At 43.6% G+C, this 15,739-nt stretch carries 16 protein-coding genes; 11 read left to right on the forward strand and 5 right to left on the reverse strand.

Annotated elements, in window-relative coordinates:
- The first annotated feature begins 628 nt into the window (after positions 1-628).
- The 6 genes from H065_RS26995 to H065_RS0111750 all read left to right on the forward strand — a co-directional run bounded on the left by H065_RS26995 (position 629) and on the right by H065_RS0111750 (position 8,440).
- Positions 629-1,819 (forward strand): VanZ family protein, encoded by a 1,191-nt coding sequence (locus H065_RS26995; RefSeq protein WP_081604117.1) that lies wholly within the window; start codon positions 629-631, stop codon positions 1,817-1,819.
- A gap of 656 nt (positions 1,820-2,475) precedes the next feature.
- Positions 2,476-3,723, forward strand: coding sequence for a TerD family protein (locus H065_RS0111725; protein WP_017813256.1), 1,248 nt, complete (start codon positions 2,476-2,478; stop codon positions 3,721-3,723).
- 99 nt (positions 3,724-3,822) lie between these two features.
- The gene (locus tag H065_RS0111730; protein WP_017813257.1) at positions 3,823-4,464 is read left to right on the forward strand and encodes a hypothetical protein; all 642 of its coding nucleotides are present in this window, start codon (positions 3,823-3,825) and stop codon (positions 4,462-4,464) included.
- A gap of 91 nt (positions 4,465-4,555) precedes the next feature.
- Positions 4,556-4,855, forward strand: a complete 300-nt coding sequence (locus H065_RS0111735; protein WP_238557948.1) for a hypothetical protein — start codon at positions 4,556-4,558, stop codon at positions 4,853-4,855.
- A gap of 244 nt (positions 4,856-5,099) precedes the next feature.
- On the forward strand, positions 5,100-6,839 hold the full coding sequence (locus tag H065_RS0111745) for an ABC-F family ATP-binding cassette domain-containing protein (RefSeq protein WP_017813259.1): 1,740 nt from the start codon (positions 5,100-5,102) through the stop codon (positions 6,837-6,839).
- A 416-nt stretch (positions 6,840-7,255) separates the two neighbouring features.
- Positions 7,256-8,440: a winged helix-turn-helix domain-containing protein gene (locus H065_RS0111750; protein WP_017813260.1), complete on the forward strand. Its 1,185-nt coding sequence runs from the start codon at positions 7,256-7,258 to the stop codon at positions 8,438-8,440.
- A 73-nt stretch (positions 8,441-8,513) separates the two neighbouring features.
- Here H065_RS0111750 and H065_RS0111755 read toward each other — a convergent pair whose 3' ends face one another.
- Positions 8,514-8,897: a RidA family protein gene (locus H065_RS0111755; RefSeq protein ID WP_017813261.1), complete on the reverse strand. Its 384-nt coding sequence runs from the start codon at positions 8,895-8,897 to the stop codon at positions 8,514-8,516.
- A 256-nt stretch (positions 8,898-9,153) separates the two neighbouring features.
- On the opposite strand from H065_RS0111755, the gene H065_RS0111765 reads away from it, so the two are divergent.
- Positions 9,154-9,672 (forward strand): NAD(P)H-dependent oxidoreductase, encoded by a 519-nt coding sequence (locus tag H065_RS0111765; protein ID WP_017813263.1) that lies wholly within the window; start codon positions 9,154-9,156, stop codon positions 9,670-9,672.
- 144 nt (positions 9,673-9,816) lie between these two features.
- Here the strand turns inward: H065_RS0111765 and H065_RS0111770 are convergent, their stop codons facing one another.
- Positions 9,817-10,401 carry a hypothetical protein gene (locus tag H065_RS0111770; RefSeq protein ID WP_017813264.1) on the reverse strand — a complete coding sequence of 195 codons (585 nt, stop codon included), beginning with the start codon at positions 10,399-10,401 and terminating at the stop codon, positions 9,817-9,819.
- Positions 10,402-10,540: 139 nt separating this feature from the next.
- Here H065_RS0111770 and H065_RS0111775 point away from each other — a divergent pair, with 139 nt between their 5' ends.
- From H065_RS0111775 to H065_RS0111785, 3 genes are all read left to right on the forward strand, one after another.
- A complete protein-coding gene (locus tag H065_RS0111775; RefSeq protein ID WP_036629870.1) occupies positions 10,541-11,173 on the forward strand; it encodes a TetR/AcrR family transcriptional regulator in 633 nt (210 codons plus the stop codon).
- The gene (locus H065_RS0111780) at positions 11,166-11,513 is read left to right on the forward strand and encodes a DUF4260 domain-containing protein (protein WP_017813266.1); all 348 of its coding nucleotides are present in this window, start codon (positions 11,166-11,168) and stop codon (positions 11,511-11,513) included. The genes H065_RS0111775 and H065_RS0111780 overlap by 8 nt, the downstream gene beginning before the upstream one ends.
- 106 nt (positions 11,514-11,619) lie before the next feature.
- Entirely contained in the window at positions 11,620-12,195 is a 576-nt protein-coding gene (locus tag H065_RS0111785) for a GNAT family N-acetyltransferase (RefSeq protein ID WP_017813267.1), read from the forward strand.
- A 6-nt stretch (positions 12,196-12,201) separates the two neighbouring features.
- Here H065_RS0111785 and H065_RS0111790 read toward each other — a convergent pair whose 3' ends face one another.
- Positions 12,202-12,582: a hypothetical protein gene (locus tag H065_RS0111790; protein WP_017813268.1), complete on the reverse strand. Its 381-nt coding sequence runs from the start codon at positions 12,580-12,582 to the stop codon at positions 12,202-12,204.
- Positions 12,583-12,678: 96 nt separating this feature from the next.
- Here H065_RS0111790 and H065_RS0111795 point away from each other — a divergent pair, with 96 nt between their 5' ends.
- Positions 12,679-12,945 (forward strand): SunI/YnzG family protein, encoded by a 267-nt coding sequence (locus H065_RS0111795; RefSeq protein WP_017813269.1) that lies wholly within the window; start codon positions 12,679-12,681, stop codon positions 12,943-12,945.
- Positions 12,946-13,109: 164 nt separating this feature from the next.
- Here H065_RS0111795 and H065_RS0111800 read toward each other — a convergent pair whose 3' ends face one another.
- A complete protein-coding gene (locus H065_RS0111800) occupies positions 13,110-14,294 on the reverse strand; it encodes a DUF418 domain-containing protein (RefSeq protein ID WP_017813270.1) in 1,185 nt (394 codons plus the stop codon).
- 276 nt (positions 14,295-14,570) lie between these two features.
- On the reverse strand, positions 14,571-15,698 hold the full coding sequence (locus H065_RS25830) for a low temperature requirement protein A (RefSeq protein WP_017813271.1): 1,128 nt from the start codon (positions 15,696-15,698) through the stop codon (positions 14,571-14,573).
- Positions 15,699-15,739 lie beyond the last annotated feature (41 nt).

Genomic DNA, 15,739 nt, shown 5'->3' on the forward strand with positions numbered 1-15,739 from the left:
GTTTTAAAACACGCCCTAGTATTAAATAAAATAAAAACCCATCCTCTTAGAGAATGGATTTTTATTTACTAAATTTACATTTTTCGTATCGCAAATGATGATCTGCTATTCGTTAAAGTACGAAATCTATATGTCTTCCTTGGCTGTGGAGGACTTATTGTACTCATTTTGGTTTTATATACAGATGTGTGAGTGGTAGCGAATCTGGCTATGTGCTTAGATCTATTAAGGTACGCCATTATCACGATAATAGATGAAGCCGCCAATCATTTTTTTGACAGATTGCTACATAATACGAGTAAGCGGCGTCTTACTTATAGAAAAACTTATTATCATTCACAGAGCCAAAGCGAAGGGAGTACACACATGGGTATTCAAGGGATACTTGGCACGCTATTACCGCTTCTACCGAAGGTAATCATTATAGCGTTAGTGCTTTTAGGCATTATCTCCCTTTTTTATGTTCTATATCGAAAAAAGGGCGGCAAGAGAAAGCTTTCGGTCACACAGTTTGCAGCAGTTTATTTGCTTATCCTATGGTTTGGCCTGGTTATGATGTTAACTACATTCAGCAGAGGGGCAAACTTTCAGCAGAGGGGCAAACTTTGAGGGCTGGGTAAATTTCCGACTGTTTAGCGGCTATTGGAGTGCATGGAATCAGTGGTCTCTCAGCGAGTTTCAACTCATTATTTTTAATATGATGATGTTTATGCCGCTTGGTTTTTTGTTGCCGCTTCTGAGCATTCGAACACGGCGCTTTACGCCTGTGCTCATCATTTCTTTAATCGTAACGATTGGGATCGAGCTGATCCAGATGCTTAGCGGAAGAGGCATCTTTGAGTTAGACGATATTTTCCACAACACGCTCGGCAGTATAGCAGGCTACTTGATCATGCAGGCGATTCTGGACAGTGTGCAGCAGCGTAAGCTGCATTTCAAATCGGCAGGACTGGCGCTATGTATTCCAATGGCCTTTGTTCTATTGTTCACCAGTGCACTAGCTATCTATCAGGCAAAAGATCTGGGTAATCTATCGATTCGACCGGCGATCAAGCAGGAGATGGACGGGGTGAAGGTTGACCTTGATGCCAAGCTTCCGGAGAAAGCAGAGATGGTTTCACTGTATGTCAATGATCACATTTACAATCTGGAGTATGGTAAGCATATGGCTGAGCTGATTCAGCAGTCTTTTGATCTTCAGCAAAAGCAGGGAAAACGAGTAGATGGAATGAACCGAATCTGGTTATTTACAGATCGTAGCGGAATCTCCTACACGTTCAATTATAATCTGCAGGACGGTGGATGGCAGTTATATGGCGAGAGCGGAGAAGCGGTTAAGCTCACCAAAGAAGAAGTAGTGAAGCATAGAGAGTTCTATGAGAAATGGATGCGTGACAACGATATTCTGTCCGCGGATACTGTATTCAGCCTACAGAACGAAGATACGCTGAGATGGGATATTCGAAAACCGGTGGATGCTATTGCAAAGGGCGAAAAGGATTTTGCCAACGGGATGGTCATGATTATGCCTTCTGCTGTTGGTCAGAAGGTGCCTCGTGATTTGTTTTATATGATGAATCAGAATAAGTATGTGCGCAAAGTGGAGGTAATAAGTCCGGCACAAGCCTATGCGCAAGTCCTTGAAGGAAATTTCTCAGTGTATAACGATATGAAGAAAGGCGATCTGCTCCGAGTTAAGCAATATGAGCTGGCGTATACGTATGATTCAAAAGGATATTACCAACCGGTATATCGCTTCAGCGGAACGTTGAATGGAGAACAGTGGGAAACACTCATACCGGCTATATCCAATTCTTGAGTAAAGCGGCTATTTATAAAGTTCTTTACAGAATGAACATGGTAGATGAGCATATACTTCGAGTTATAGTTGGATTGGAACGAGACTTGAGGCAATAATATTTGGAACGAATATTTTCGTGATTTTCGTTAGATTTCACTTCTGTATCTCAACATTTTTGGTCTTGTATAATGACATGATAACAATCTACAGTAATGGTAGAAGAGCAAGGTAATAGTCAACATACAAGGCTAAAAGAGATATGGAGGACGTACATAATGGTAACTATTTTTGTTTATCAGGATCTAAGTGACCCGACTCTCATTGAAATTATCGAACACCAAGAAATTAAAGGTGTGTCTAACGGTATTTGAATGGTTTGAAGAAAATGGTATAGGCAGACAATAGGATGATTTCAAGAAAATCTTGGCGCTGCCTTTAGAAAAGAACGCCTGATTACCTATCCACTTCATGAAGAACAGCAGTTTATCAAAGCAAAATCAAAGAAAATTACTCAGCAAACTATTGCTGCGAGAACAGCTTTTTGCTTATATATTTATATATATTCTGAGCATTTCCTTGCTGTGTTAATATAAGTGAGTCAGTACATATTTTGAATTGTGGTAGCGAACAAGACAGCTCGAATACAAGCCAGGAACAGACGGGAGTAGGTACGGGTGAATCAATTTCTGCAAATGGGAGCCAATACAACCTTAAATACTGCAAAAGGCCATATTACGATCAGCCATGAAGTGTCCAATATAATCGATATTTCATTAACAGCCTTCCTGTTAACCGATGCCGACAAAGTACAGGGAGATAGCGGGATCATCTTTTATAATCAACCAACCAGCGCCACAGGTGTAGCTACGCTTCTCCCATCCGAGCAAGTAGGCAATACCAAAGTTCATAAACTTCATTTTGACATGGATAAAGTCCCAGAAGGTATTACCAAAATAGCAGTAACCCTAACAGAGGATAACAGCACGGGATTTGCAAATGTAAAGAATCTGCAAGCCGAGATCCATGCCGACAATACGAATATTCAGTTAACTCCATCTATGTTCACGAGCGAAAATGGAATTATCGTGCTGGAGTTATACCTACGTAATGGACAGACCAAAGCAAAATCAATCTGGCGTGGATTTAATTCCGGACTGGATGGATTATGTCAAAACTACGGGGTTGAGGTTGAAGCGGACGAGCCCGATCTATCTTTTGTAACCGAGACTATGCCCAACCCTACCTCCCGACAGCCTGCTGCGCCTGTATCTGTTCCTGCACCTCCCAATAACCAGCAGCTACCTTCATCTATCAACCTCGTAAAGGTAACCGGCAAGGTCAATCTCGATAAAGGACAAAAGTCAGTCATTATTGAGAAAACACCCGAGATTACAGCTACGGTATCCTGGAAGACGGGAACGGATTACGACATCTATGCTCTGGTCTATACCAAAAATGGAGAGCAGATCGATGTAGCCATGTTTGGCGCGGAGGGAGTGCCTCCTCTTCGCAGTTTTGGTAACGGGACCGTAGAGCATATGGGCGATGTAGGGAGAAGCAAGAAATCAGAGAAAACAGAGATTATCAAATTAAGATTAAGAGACGATGTGCTGGCTGTCGTTCCTGTGGTGTATTCCGCGCAGTCCAATGGCACTGGTTCATTTTACCGATACAAGGTATCCATGAGTATCGATAACCATAAAGGAACGTCCGTGACGATCTCCGCCAAGAATGCCAATAATAATGATCAGATCTATACCTGTGTACCAGGAATCCTGCATAATACACCAGATGGGGTTATTATTAGCCCATTGGAGCTGTACAGCAGACCGGATTCGGAATACCGACCTATGCTCCGAATGGGATCTTCGAATATGGTAGAAGTAATCATGGATGAAGGACCTTTAAATGACTATAAATAGTCGGTTATAGCCGAAGCTAGGGTAGGAATAGGATAAAGCTCAAGCAGACAAGTCGCTTGGGCTTTCATTATTTGTAATTCGTTGGAGGCGAGCTGAAAAATGACTGTGGAGAATCAAGATAACATATTGCATCAACGAACAGACTGTATCCTGTATCATGCTCATCCAGCTGGAACAGACAAATATGGAGCTGGCTGGATCGGTGGGAATGCACCTGCTTTCTTTGATAATCGATCCGATCTGATCCATCAGGGAAACTCCCGATATCGATTTTACCTCAGTCTTATTCATCCGTTTCGACCGGGAAATATGATCTCTATTTTTATCCCGGACAGCTATGAAGACTACTTGGACAACAACATGTATCCAGATTGTTCGATCCAAGTGATAGAGCATCCTGCTGCAATAGAAAGTATCCACACTACGTTTGCTCATCCGCATCTGATCAAACACACCATCTCTCGCGGGAAGCAAAGCAAGGATGAAGAATCGAACGACCAGCCTTTTCTGATCAAAGTGGGCGGCCATCCAAGACTGATTCAGCAGGAAGATTATTATGCGGCGAAGCTCAAAGAGGACTCTTTTTCTTTTCTATTTCAGATCGATGAAGAAGGTTATCCGGAAACATTGCTTCACGAAGAAGGCAGCTATCCTTTTGGTTTTGGGGCATTATATATTTACGCAAAAATAAAAGCACTGGAGATTGAGCATCCTGTAGCAGGTTTTTGGCAATTCTCCTGAGTACTATTGGCAATTTCAGCTGCGCATCTGTCAGTGCTTCACTGGCATCATTTGCAGGGTTAAAAAGCTAAAGATAGTAACACAGGAAAGGATGAGTGAGATTATGCCGACACGATACACGGACTATGTACGCCTGAAGAAAGGTAGATATCAATCGGTAGGCAAGTTTGGCGAGGATATTTATGCCTATGAGGTTCTAACCGGGGTAACCGATTCCCCGGAGTATCACCAGATCTCCAAAGAAGAGTTCGACTCATTCGAAACGTGGTCTGAAGAGATAGACGGTGTGATGGATATGAAGAAATTTTACGAAATAGCCAATCGTCCGGTTCTCTGCAGCGGTTATTTGGGAAACGAATATTTGGATACTTCGCGGCTTCGGGATATGTAGTTAGATAGAGATCATGAGCAGGATCAAAGCAAAAATATTGTCCTGATGAAGAGTAATATAGCAAAGGCAATGTACGACATTGGCTCGATTAAATATTACTGTCTCAAACTCTGAATAAAACCCACAAATCAATTGTACTTCCCTCCAAACAATGGTACTCTGAGGAGTGGCAAACACAACATCCACGTTTTGTACTACCCCTACTAAAATAATCACCATTTTAGCTATACAGAAAGGTAATACTATGATCAAAATTGAAAACCTGTCCTTCTCGTTTCCCCAGAAAGAACTCTATACCAACATCACGTTTACGCTTGAAGAAGGGCAGCATTGTGCGTTTATCGGCACAAGCGGCAGCGGGAAAAGTACCCTGATCGATATCCTGATGGACCCGCAGCGCTATTTGTTCGATGGCAAATTGGAAATCGATCCGGACTACACCATTGGATATGTCAGTCAGTTCTCCCAAGTCGATTCGACCAAAGAAATCACTGTTTTTGAATATATTGCAGAACCCTTCATGAAGATCCAGGATGAGATTACAGATATCTATGCCGAGATGGCGACCACATCGGATATGGATGCACTTATGGAAAAGTATCAGCTGGCTTTGGATGCGCTTGAAGCCCTGGGGGGCGATGATTTTGAGAGCAAAATCAATAAGCAGCTCAATCTCGCCAATCTTATGAAGCTGAAAGATACAGATGTCTCCTCCTTGAGCGGCGGTGAATTCAAGCTGGTTCAAGTGATGAAGGAAATGCTAAATCGTCCCGATCTGATGATTATGGATGAGCCGGATGTATTTTTGGATTTTGAAAATCTCAATTCGCTCAAAAATCTTATTAATTCGCACAAAGGCATGCTGCTCGTCGTAACGCACAATCGCTATCTGCTGAATCATTGTTTTAATAAAATCATTCATCTCGAAAATGCCGAGATTCAGGAGTTCGATGGACGTTATATCGATTACAACTTCTCCTTGCTGCAAATGAAGATGGAGATGCAAGAGATTGCCGTTGCCGAAGCAGAAGAAGTGGCGCGCAATGAGGCGCTGATCGATAATCTGCGTACCATCGCAACGTACAATTCCGATGAATCCAGAGGCAGAGCGCTAAAAGCAAGAATGAAGGTACAGGAACGATTTGAAGCGAGCCGGATCAAGGCACCATTCGTGGATATCAAGCAGCCGCGTATGGATTTTGGTCTGGATCATGAACTGGAAGATACCGTTATCGTGCAAGTGAATGATTATGGTGTTTCGTTTGACGAACTGCTGCTGGAGCATGTGGAGTTTGAAATGAAATCGACAGATAAGGTGGCGATTATTGGCGCCAATGGAACGGGAAAAACAACGTTACTGCGAGACATTTTCCGAAACCAGCAAGAGTCGATTACGATCCATGACGACGTGAAGATCGGTTATCTATCCCAGCTGCAAGGCGAGACGTTGACCGATTCCAACAGCATTCTGGATGAGTTTATCGAAGCCGGGTTCAGTACGTATGATGACATTAGAGCATATCTGTCCAGTTATGGCTTTGAAGGGGAAATCTTGAATCAGAAGATTCAATCGCTGTCCGGTGGTGAGAAGAATATGCTGCAATTGGCGAAGATTGCTTCCAGCAATGCCAATCTGCTGCTGCTCGACGAACCGACGAGCCATCTTGATATCTATACACAAATTGCCCTAGAGAAAGCGATCAAGGAGTACAAAGGCGCGATCCTCATGATCTCCCATGATTTCTATTCTGTCGTTAACGGTATGGATTATGTGCTGATCATCGACAACAAGACGATCCGCAAAATGAGCATGCGCAAATTCAGACAGATGATCTATAAGCGTCATTTTGACAAAGATTATCTGGAAAAGGAACAAAACAAAAAAGAGGTTGAAATGAAAATCGAATTGGCTTTGAAAGATACGAATTTCGAGCTTGCCAAAGTGCTGGTGGATGAGCTGGAAGCGTTGATCAAGCTGCTGTAACGTATAGCGACGATATGCAAATCAATCCAATCGGGATTGAACCATAAGACCCGATAGTAGCAAAGAATAAACAGCAAAAAGACACTGATGAGTAATAGCGCAGTGTCTTTTTGATATATGGATTTCGGGATAGCTATGAGTATATATCTTCGTCCATTTGGAAGAACGTGAACAAGCGATGGAAAATATGGAATATGATAAATACAGGAACGTTTGTTTGTATATATTTCTTTTCTTTTGAACCCATCCTTTGTATGATAAAGGAAATAGGAATGGAAAAGTTAACCAGACTACCGAGTATAATTAACAGCGTTATCTAATACCATCAGACAGCATATGAAATACCTCCAGTATATACGCGAATCATGGCTCGTTGAAGTCTACGCTTTATACTCCAAGCAGAGGCAGGTGTGAATATGATCCAGTTAACCAATCGTCAGGCCCGGCAATTTCTGTTATTGAAGCATGGGCTATTGGGCGATTATAGATTTGAAGAAAAGCAGGGTATATTGGACTTTGCCAGACAGGTTGGCTGTATTCAGTATGACCCTATCGACGTCTGCGGCAAAAATGCCGAATTGGTGCTGCAGTCGCGAATCAAGGGATTTACCAAGGATATGCTCGCTGAGGTATTGTATGAAGATCGAAGCCTGGTTGATTATCCGGACAAAAATCTGGCGATTATCCCTGTTGAGGACTGGCCATACTTTGAACGATACAGAGAGGCCGCCCGGCAGCATGCCGAACGTTATCCGGAGATGGTAGCATTAGCAGAACAAGTGCGGACACATATTCAGCATCACGGCGCAATCAGCTCGGATGATTTGAAATTGGAAGGTGATTTTGCCTGGCGATCGGCGATTCACTGGAGCAGCGGCAACAACTCTTCTCGCTCGGTGCTGGAACAGATGTATTCAACAGGCGAGCTGATTATCCATCGCAAAAAAGGAACACGTAAATACTACGATATCGCTACCCAGTACATACAGCCCGATTTGCTGAATGCACCGGAGCCATTGGAAGATGAGCTTGAGCATCACAAGTGGCGGGTGCTGCGCCGTATTGGTGCTGTCGGTCTGTTATGGAATCGTGCATCGGATGCCTGGCTGAACATATGGGGGCTAAAAGCGGCACAGCGTAATGAAGTTTTCCGCGAGTTATTACTGGAAAAGCGTATCGCTGCTGTCGCTGTGGAACAGATGAAGGATCTATTGTACTGCCTTGTAGAGGATCTGCCGCTTATAGAAACTGTTCTGACTAACCCGGAGCCGGGATGGCGCTGCGAGTTGATTGCTCCTCTGGATAATCTCATGTGGGATCGTAAGCTGATCAACCAATTATTTGCCTTTGATTACACCTGGGAGATTTATACGCCGGCAGTCAAACGAAAATTCGGTTATTATGTGCTGCCTCTGTTATACGGAGATCATTTCATTGGACGAGCCGAGATTATCGCAGAGCGTAAAACAAGTACACTGCTTGTCAAAAATATCTGGTACGAGCATGATGTAAAGCAAACGGTAGAGCTGCGAACAGCCTTGAACCAGTGTCTTCAGAAATTCGCATTATTCCATGGCTGCGAGACGATTGTAATGGAGTAGTGGCTTCAAAATATCGGATATGATTTCAAAAAAAGAAGGAACTTCGATGGAAGCGAAGCTCCTTCTTTTTCATTTATCCTACGTGCGCTACAGCCCGAATCTCCACCCACTGCTCCGGCAAAGCCAGATACGTTACTCCGATCATACTGCCCGCTGGTCGATGCTCTCCAACATATTGTTTGAACAGTTCAATCGCAGTTTCTCCGTGTTCCTGAGCATTCGTCAAATACAGCTCCACATAAGCCAGATTCGAACGGGTTAGGCCAAATTCGGCGAGTACAGTATCCAGATTCTCCAGCGTCTGCAGTACTTGTGCCTGAATATCACCAGCTCCGATAAACTCACCCTGAGCGTTATGAGAGAACTGGCCGGAGATATAGACAGTATTGTCGACGCGATAGCCTTGCGAGATTCCATGATCCCAAAGATCATGATTGTAGGTTTGAATAGTGGTCATTGTATGAGCCCCTTTGCTGTGAATTAAGGCTAGTATAAACCGCGTAGCAGCAAAGCAACAGTACGCACAAATACGATAGGTACTATCCAAAAGGGTAGTAGGGAGAGGGGAATATCCAATGGTAGGACGACAGCTGCTTCGGATAACAGGAGATAGATTTGGATAAATACTTGACGGAACAACTTGTTGTAACTATTATTGTCACATTAGGTCAAAACCAAATACTTACAAACATTTCGAGAAAGAAGGAAAATCCATGAAGACACTCGTTATCGTTGCACACCCCAATCTGGAGCAGTCCAAAGTCAATAAACGCTGGGTTGAAGAATTAAAAGGTCAGCCCGACGTGACGATTCATGATCTCTACGAAGCTTATCCGGATGAGCAAATTGATGTAGCGCGCGAACAGCAGCTGATGATGGAGCACGACCGGATCGTATTCCAATTCCCGTTCTACTGGTACAGCACACCACCCCTTCTGAAAAAGTGGCAGGATCATGTATTAACCTATGGCTGGGCATATGGTAGTGAAGGCAACAAGCTGCATGGCAAGGAGCTACTGCTGGCGATCTCTACAGGAAGTCCCCAAGAAGCCTATCATCCGGATGGTATGAACCAATATACGATGGAAGAGCTGCTGAAGCCGTTTCATGCCACCAGCAATCTGATTGGAATCCAACTGCTGCCTTATTTTATTCAGCATAACGCCATGTCCATTACTGATGAAGACCTGAATGTATCGGCTCGCGAATATGTACAGGCGGTACGTGGCTAAGACAAGCTATCTACTGCGATTGCAAACGTACAATCCGCACCCGACAGCATATGACTTGATACGACTCCATAGCAAAGGCTGCTCACATCATCAGATGATGGTAAGCAGCCTTTGTTTTTGTATAATCAGATACCACTTTTATGGTCAACTATCTTGATTATTCGCCTGAAAATGCTCCAACGGTTCACTTTGGCCATTGAATTTGAGTCTGTAATTTCTCTCCACCGGGAGTTGGAAGCTCCAGTCCCCGGAAAGTGTAGTGAGATGATCCTTGTTATCCGACAGGAGGAGACTTTTAACGTTTACTTTCAACAAGAATTTGTCTGGAGGTGTCCCGGCAAACGAATAATGAATCGTACCATTTCGGGACAGTGTCACGCCTGTATTCGTGACATTGATACCGGGAACTGCCTGTTTCGTAGAAGAATCGATCTGGAAACGAGGCTTGATTGAGCGCTTCAACCATTCTGTATCCGATATCCGATTGGTGTGCTTCAGAGAATATTGGATAGTTATTCCTTTCTCATTGAATAGGCATTCATGAATAAGAAGGGGATAGTTTTTATCTGTTTTACCAGTGATCAGAACCATCTCGTTATGACCTCTGGTAGGCATCAGTTCTGAATCTTCCGCGTTCAGGGAAGCTGCAGGCTGCTTGACCACAAGGGCAGAAGTAAGAGGACTCTTCATACTGAATAAGGCTACTGCCCCAATGAGCAGGATCATCATGAAGATTGCAGCTGCTGTAGGCTGCAGTCTATTTTATGGAGAATTTTCATTTCATAAAATTGTTGACTGTTCGAACAAACAGTTTTATGATGAACACATAATAACTGACTGTTCAATCAAACAGTATGGGAGAGAAGCAATGAACACATCACAATCATCTATTCAAGAAGAGCGTAAAAATTCGATTATACAGGCCGCATTCACTCTATTCGGACAAGTAGGCTATACCAAAGCAACGATGAAAGAGATCGCTGCCAAAGCAGGGGTAGCACAAGGGCTGATCGGCTACCATTTCACTACCAAAGAAACGCTGCTGGTGGAAGTTGTCCGGGAATGGATGATTAACAAAGGAATGAAGGAGGCATTTGCCAATCTCAACCTGCAAGCTGCACCTGCCGAGATCCTGCAGCAGGCGCTTCTACATGTCGTTGAATTTCGCAAAGCCAATCCCGAGTGGTTTACCTTGTTGATTAGCCTCTGGACAGAGAGCGTAAATAATGAGAAGCTCGCCAGAGAATTGCAGCAGCTGTATACAGAGATGAAGTCAGGCATTATCGAGATTCTCGGTCGTCTGGAGCTGCCATTGGAGGATCGTGAAAAGGAAACACTGGCCGCGCTGATCCAGGCAGTCTTCGATGGATTAACCCTGCAATCACCTGTACTGCTGTCTTCGGAACCATTATCCCATGAACAGGTAACTACAGGGATTCATTGGATGCTGGCTGGTGTACGATCTGCTTCTGTAACCAAGGGAGAACCCCTCCATGAATAAAAAGTTGATCCAGATCGAAGGCATGATCGTCATGATACTCGGCATTTATATCTATTTTACCAGTGGATACAGCTGGTGGATCTTTCTGTTGCTGTTGTTCGTCCCTGATATATTCATGGCAGGATATATGTTTGGCTCAAAGGCAGGGGCATATCTGTATAATGTCAGTCATACATTCATTGCGCCGCTGCTATTATTGCTGGTAAGTATGATGTTCTCGATGGATTCTCTGCTCATGGGCGGTCTGATCTGGATGGTGCATATCGGGATGGACCGGATGATGGGGTATGGATTGAAGTATGAGACGCATTTCAAAGATACACATATTCAGCGATTATAGCTGCATCTTCCCGAAACAGGCAGCCCGTAGTGAAAAGGGCTGTTTTCCTATATACTGGAGACAGGAAATATCTGGTTACATACTTGCTTGTCCGGGAGGAATTTTCTTGAGAACGATTGATTACAGCAGTTACTATTGGCAGGATGACCGCATACGTCTGCGGGCGCTGGCACCGGAAGATTGGGAAGACCACTATATCAATCGCTTTGATACGCAGGCAAGGCGGCTGCTGGAATGTGCAGTCGAGCTACCGCCGACGATGGTAGAAGCGCAGCGATTCGCCGAGACGTATGCCGGATTTGCAAACAATCGGTTGATGTTCACCATGGAATCACTGGATGGGGAGAACGTAGGAGCCCTGAATCTCAACAGTATCGACGAACGCAATGGAACATTCAGTATCGGCATTCAGGTCGATCGGGATCATCGGGGTAAAGGATACGGTACGAGCGCAATTCATCTGCTGTTGAAGTATGCCTTTTTCGAGAGACGACTGAACAAATTCAATAATTATGTATTGGAAGGCAATATAGCCTCGGCTACGATGCTGCGCAAGGTAGGCTGCATCCAGGAAGGAATTCGCCGGCAAATGTTCTATACCGATGGACGGTACCAGGACTGCATCCTGTTCGGATTGACCAAGGATGAGTATGTAGAATTTCTAGAGGGAAAAGAAACGTAATCCTATTTACCATTCTCCAATCCAAAGAGGTGTTGGGTTCGTATAGCCCATCTCCTCTAATATCTCCCATGCATGATCTATAATCTGCGGTGTGGTCTGCGTCCAGAGTTCCTGATGACTGGTCAGCAGATAAGAGAGAATCTCTGCAATATGTCGTGGTTTGCCCAGATGGATCGTAGTGTCCAGTCCATCCCGCTGTGCTGAAATATCGTAAAATGCCCAAAAGGTATAAGGATCTTCGTCAGGTGGATTCGCTTTGAACAGGAGTGTGATTTTGATGTTTTTGTTCTCTTTGGGTGATAGGTTTAAGGTAAAGCAGGTACCGCTGGAATACCAGTACACAAATGCACGATGATCGACAGTTATATTTCGAAGCGGACTTTTCATGGGTACCTCCTTATCTGAATTCAGGAATATACCAATGGTATACTAAATAGGGTATCATAAGGGAGTCATGAATTAAATTAAAGGAGGAATGGAACAATGTTGGGAATCGACGTCAAGAAGGTAGATGATGATATTATTATTAAATATCAGTTTACAAAGCTGGTCATTCCTGTTGCCGATATTATCAGTGTCTCTCTGGATGATACGTATGGTGGCAAAGAGACAAATGCTATTCGGGTCGGTGCACCGTATGGCACAACCGATCGAGTAGCTATCCAGACCAAAACCAATAACTACATACTTTTTACTACCAATTATACGAAGATCATGAATACTATCAACTCAGCAATTGAGAACAATTAACAGGTTAAATCTATAAAGTAATATGTAAAAGGTCACTTCTGATTTTAAGAAGTGACCTTTTAACGTGCAAAATGAAATGATGTTTAAACGAGATGATCATAGGCAACTTTGGTTATTTTTATTTTTTAACAGAAAGCAATCCAAGTGATATCTTGGAAATTCATCTATTCATCTGCATGACGTACAGCAGCTGTTTTTCTTTCCTTGCGTCGCATCGGTGAGACATTCCAGTAAGTCCCCGTACGCCATAGCCATTCAACAGGGCCATAATTGAAGTGCTTAAGCCACAGCTTGCTAACCCCAATTTGAAGTATAAAGAATACAATTCCAATCGGTAGTAAAGCCGCAAACGGGATCGGAGGAACGAAAGCAATTTCACCTAAAGCAGCCATGCTTCCTCCTATAAAAATAGAACCAAACACTAAGGATTGCATTAAGTAATTGGTTAAGCTCATACGGCCAATCCAGGCAAACGGATGAACCAACCAAGAGAACCTGGATGAAGAAAGAAACAGAAAGATTAAAGCAAATCCAATAGAAACAGAAAAGTCCCAGATGATCGTCAGATTTAACCATTGGAAATCATTTGAAGTGTAAATTTGATATTTTCCCCATACTCCAATTGCCAAGAATATGCAGCCAATTATTCCTTTAAAAGTCGGGTGCTTGAGATGAAATAATCCTGCACGATATGCTGACATACCAAATAGGAAAAAGCTTAGATGCTGCATGGCTTCACTAAATTCATCAGAAAAATTGGGATGCAACCACGTTAATGGTTTTAGAAACCAATGGTTACTTGTAGACAAAATTACAAAGTAATCCGAAATATCCATATTCGTTCCATTTATAAATAATGATATAGGCACAGGTGCAGGCTGATACAGAAACATGGCCAACAGTCCAAACATAAAAAGTGGCCAAGCCGGCATTGATACAAAGAGTAAAAGTAAAATCCCATCCAAAGCATACATGAATAAGATATCGCCATCCCAAATCCATAAATAATGTGCCGTCCCAATTAAAAGTAAAATAAACATTCTTCTGAATAAGATGAGATAGGGATTGAGCTGTCGCTGAATCGCATGATTATACACAATAACCATGGTAATTCCAAACATAAAGGCGAACAGAGGACGGGAACTATTACCAAAAAGAATATAAATAATTTCATGCAGGCGATCGGATAAAGAAAAGGAAGAATATATCCAGAACATATGATCCAGATTTAAGCCACCGAATTTATTAAGATTAACCAGAAAAATAGTCAATAAGGCAAAGCCTCTAAGCTGGTCAAGAGCTGTTATGCGCTCGGTATGTACATTGTTTTTTAACACAGTAGAAGACATTGAATAGACACTCCTTAAAATATCGCGATTGTAAAACAGATGATTATTGTATGATTGCGACATATATTCGTATTCTAGCTGAATTTCTTATGTATATATCTGATCTAATAAGCTTGGGTGTTCTTGATCACTAATTGAAGAAACAGCAGGATAGACGATACATATCCAAGCTGTTCCTGTTAGGCATACTTTTTTCGGAAAATGAAGTGTGCTATCTTATATCCATTTTTGTCTTAGCTTAATTCTGCATTATAAACAGCGGTTCAGATTAGTATCTCAGTTCCCCGCTTGTTTGCCGCGTTTACGTACAATACCTTCCGCCAAACCATACCCTGCAAAACAAACCGCCAGTGCCGCATAGATCATCTCCACCGAAGACAGCAAAGGTAAAACCACTACTGCCACCAGTACAAACACAGCCGTACGTATCAGACTACGGGCGATCTGCGCCCGATGCTTGCCCGGCAGGAAAATAATCGCTGCCGATATCGCATACAGCACAAATCCCGCCACTGACAGCCAGGCAAAGCTACTCGCATTCAGCTCATGGTGGAAGCCGTAATGTACCACGTTGGCGACGATCCCCAGCGACATAAACGTCAGCAGATGACCGTAAATGACAGACTGTCCGGAGCTTTTGCGGTCTTCCCCGGCGATATGCTCCGACGATTCAAAGTAGTGCCACCAGACCGATACCGCGATGATGAATCCGAGTACAGCAGATATGACAGTCGCCCCGGTAATATGATCTTCACGCAGTCCATTGACAATAACCAGAATCAGCTCGCCCAGCAGGATGATTGTCGCCAGTCCGTATCGTTCGAGCAGATGCGGATGATGTACCGGCAGCTTGCTCAGTACACGGCGGCGCCCCAGCAGCGGCAGCAGAATATCGACCACAATACCGGTGTACAGCACGATGAATTTGCCATCTCCCGGCACCAGTACGGATGAGAAGCTGATCAGTGCCCCGATGAGGAAGCTAATCGCCAGATAGCGGGAGATACGGCGGGGTTCGCCTTCCCGCTGCATCCAGCCGCGCATATACATGAATACGGTAGACAGACGAATGCCTACATAGCCGAGCATAAAGAACAGATAATACGCTCCAAAATCCAGATTGATACTCGCCGCCATCATAATGACGAACACCATCTGTACAAAGTAGGCGATCCGCTGGACGCTATCGTCCTGTCCAAAACGGTTAACGTATACGGTGAAGCCCGTCCAGGCCCACCAGAGTGGAACAAAAATCAGTATGTATTTCAGAATGACATCTAGTGGGATCGTGCCATGATGCGAGTGAGCCAGCACATGTGCAGTGATCGAGACGGCAGCGACATAGACCAGATCGTAGAACAGCTCCAGCCAGGTTACTTTTTTGTGTGAAATGAAATGACACATCCTTTCGGGTAAAGTTGATTTCCAGTTGAAACCAGTATAGC

The sequence above is a fragment of the Paenibacillus shenyangensis genome, from assembly GCF_000346635.1.
GTDB classification, from domain to species: Bacteria; Bacillota; Bacilli; order Paenibacillales; family Paenibacillaceae; genus Saccharibacillus; species Saccharibacillus dauci.